The organism is Bradyrhizobium manausense, from assembly GCF_001440035.1.
Taxonomy (GTDB): domain Bacteria; phylum Pseudomonadota; class Alphaproteobacteria; order Rhizobiales; family Xanthobacteraceae; genus Bradyrhizobium; species Bradyrhizobium manausense.
This window is the reverse complement of record NZ_LJYG01000104.1, coordinates 259,705-262,132: the sequence shown is the minus strand read 5'-3', so window position 1 is coordinate 262,132 and position 2,428 is coordinate 259,705. Positions and strand designations below refer to the sequence as shown.

Below are 2,428 nucleotides of genomic sequence, written 5' to 3'. Positions count from 1 at the left end.
GGCGACGTCGGCGCCGGCCGATCGCAGGGCACGGCCGATATCGTCAGCGAGGTAATATTCGTCCTCGACGACGAGGACTCGGCGTCCCGACAGCGACCCGCGCTCATGCGACGACGTTGGCATCATCGGCAGGTTTCCTCCGCTGGCTCGAAAGACATTGGAACATACGGCCAAGGGCCGCCTTGGTGCAAACGAAGCAGGAGATGGCGGGTTCCCGATGAGCAACCGCGACATCATTGTCATTGGGGGCTCGGCTGGCGCCACCGCCCCGTTGAAGCAGATCCTGGCCGGGCTTCCGCGCGAATTGCCGGCGGCCATCTTCATCGTGCTGCACATTCCGGCGCAGGGCATCGGCATCCTGTCGACCGTGGCCGCCGCTGCGGGGAGGCTGCCGGTTCATCAGGCGGTCGACGGGATGACCTTCGAGCGCGGCCATGTCTATCTGGCTGCACCCGACTACCACCTTCTGCTATCGGGAACGCACATCCAGCTTGGGCGTGGTCCGCGCGAGAACATGGTCCGTCCGGCGATCGACGCCCTGTTCCGCTCTGCGGCCGTGCACCACGGTCCCCGCGTCATCGGGATTGTCCTCAGCGGCCTGCTCTCGGACGGCGCTGCCGGGCTCCATGCCATCAAACGCTGCGGCGGAATGGCGCTGATCCAGGACCCCGCCGACGCGATTTCGCCGGAAATGCCGCAACGCGCGCTGGGGGCGACCATCGCCGATCTCTGCGTTCCGGCTGCAAGACTAGGTGATGTCCTGTCCGATCTCGCGCAGGAGGCGCCGGGGACCGCGCTGCCGGTGGCTCCCGACATCCGCCTGGAGGTCGAAATCGCGGCCGGCGAAAGAATCGGGGCAGAAAGTCTCACCAAGATTGCGGATCCTGCAGCACTGACCTGTCCGAGCTGCGGCGGGGTTCTATCCCTGTTGAAAGGTGGCAAGCCCATGCGCTTTCGCTGTCAGGTGGGCCATGCCTATACCGCCGACGCGCTCGCCAAGGAGCAGGAGGGAGAGGTTGACGAGGCACTGCGTGTGGCGCTGCGGATCATCGAAGAGCGCGCCGAGTTGGTGCAGCGCATGGCGGACGATGGAAGGCGCAGCGGTCGGCCCGCGGTCGCCGAGATGTACGATCTGCGCGCCGCCGAATATCGCGAATATGCCGACATGATCCGGCGGGTTGTGCTACAATCGTTCGATCCGGCGATCCGCCCGCGAGAGACGTAAGGCGCGACATGGCCCTCTCCCTTGCCGACCGGACCGAGCAACTCCACGCCGAGCAGCGCCTTCTCGTGAAGGCGGATGCCGACATCAACGAAGGTTGGCTGCGGATTCGCAACCAGGAGGATCTGGTGCGCGAGCTGCGGGCCGGGGGGCACGACGCGCGCCAGGCGGAACGACTGGTCGAGCTATTGAAGCAGACCCTCGTCGAATGGGAGCGGCACCGCACCCTGATCGTCCAGCGGGTCAACTACCTCCAAAGCGAGATCGATTCCGCGCCACATCCGGCCCGCTGATCGCCACGATTTTCGGGGTAGCCGATCAGCCTCTCCCCTTGTCCTATGATCCCCAGCTCCACGCGGAACACGAAGCTATTTCCGCCATTTGGCTGTTGGGATAGGCTGATTTTCTGGTATCTGCTGGCGGCTGAATTGCTTGGATCCCGCGAACGAGAGTAACGGCCATCATGGATGAAGTTGCCACTGCGCCGGGTGATGGGGAGCGCCAGGGCAAGGCGCCGCTGATCATCGGGGTTGGTGCCTCCGCCGGCGCCATCGAGAGCATCGAGCGCTTCTTCGCAAAGCTTGCTCTTGGGGACGACCAGACCGTCGTGCTCGTGCTTCAGCACCGCGAGGCGTTCTCGGACGGGCGGCTCGCGGCTCTCATTCAGCGCGCCGAGGGAGCCCGGCTCTCGGAGCCGCGGGATGGGGCGCCAATCGAGGGCGGGACGATCTATCTCAATCCCGCTGCCATGATCACCACGATCCAGGGCGGTCGTTTTGCCGTGCGCAGGGCGGAGCAGGGGCCCGGCGAGCGGGCGACCATCGACAGCTTCTTGGTATCGCTCGCGGAGGAGCGCGCCGAGCAATCCATTGGCGTGCTGCTGAACGGCACCGACGGCGATGGTACGCTGGGAGCGGCCACCCTGAAGGACCATGGCGGCCTGGCGATCGCCGAAAAAGTGGCCGATGACGATTCCGAGCATCTCGTCGACAGCAACGGACCAGCCGCTATCGCCGATTATGTGCTTTCTCCGGAAGACATTCCGGAGCATATCCAGGTCTATGCGCGCCATCTGCGTCGTCTCGAGGAAAAGCAGGGCTTTGACGAGGTGCTGGCCGCCGCGGCGACGTCGCTGTCGCGCATCGCCGACATTCTGCGCAACAAGACCGGCAACGATTTCCACGGCTACAAGCAGAACACCTTCCT

The 2,428-nt window shown here is 65.0% G+C and carries 2 protein-coding genes and 1 pseudogene; all 3 read left to right on the top strand.

Features of this window, described 5'->3' with window-relative positions; all coding sequences use genetic code 11:
• Positions 1–217 precede the first annotated feature (217 nt).
• On the top strand, positions 218–1,225 hold the full coding sequence (locus tag AOQ71_RS28275) for a chemotaxis protein CheB (RefSeq protein ID WP_057753520.1): 1,008 nt from the start codon (positions 218–220) through the stop codon (positions 1,223–1,225).
• Between the two features lie 8 nt (positions 1,226–1,233).
• A complete protein-coding gene (locus AOQ71_RS28270) occupies positions 1,234–1,515 on the top strand; it encodes a hypothetical protein (protein WP_057753517.1) in 282 nt (93 codons plus the stop codon).
• A gap of 170 nt (positions 1,516–1,685) precedes the next feature.
• A pseudogene (locus tag AOQ71_RS48720) lies at positions 1,686–2,428 on the top strand (chemotaxis protein CheB); the annotation flags it as partial.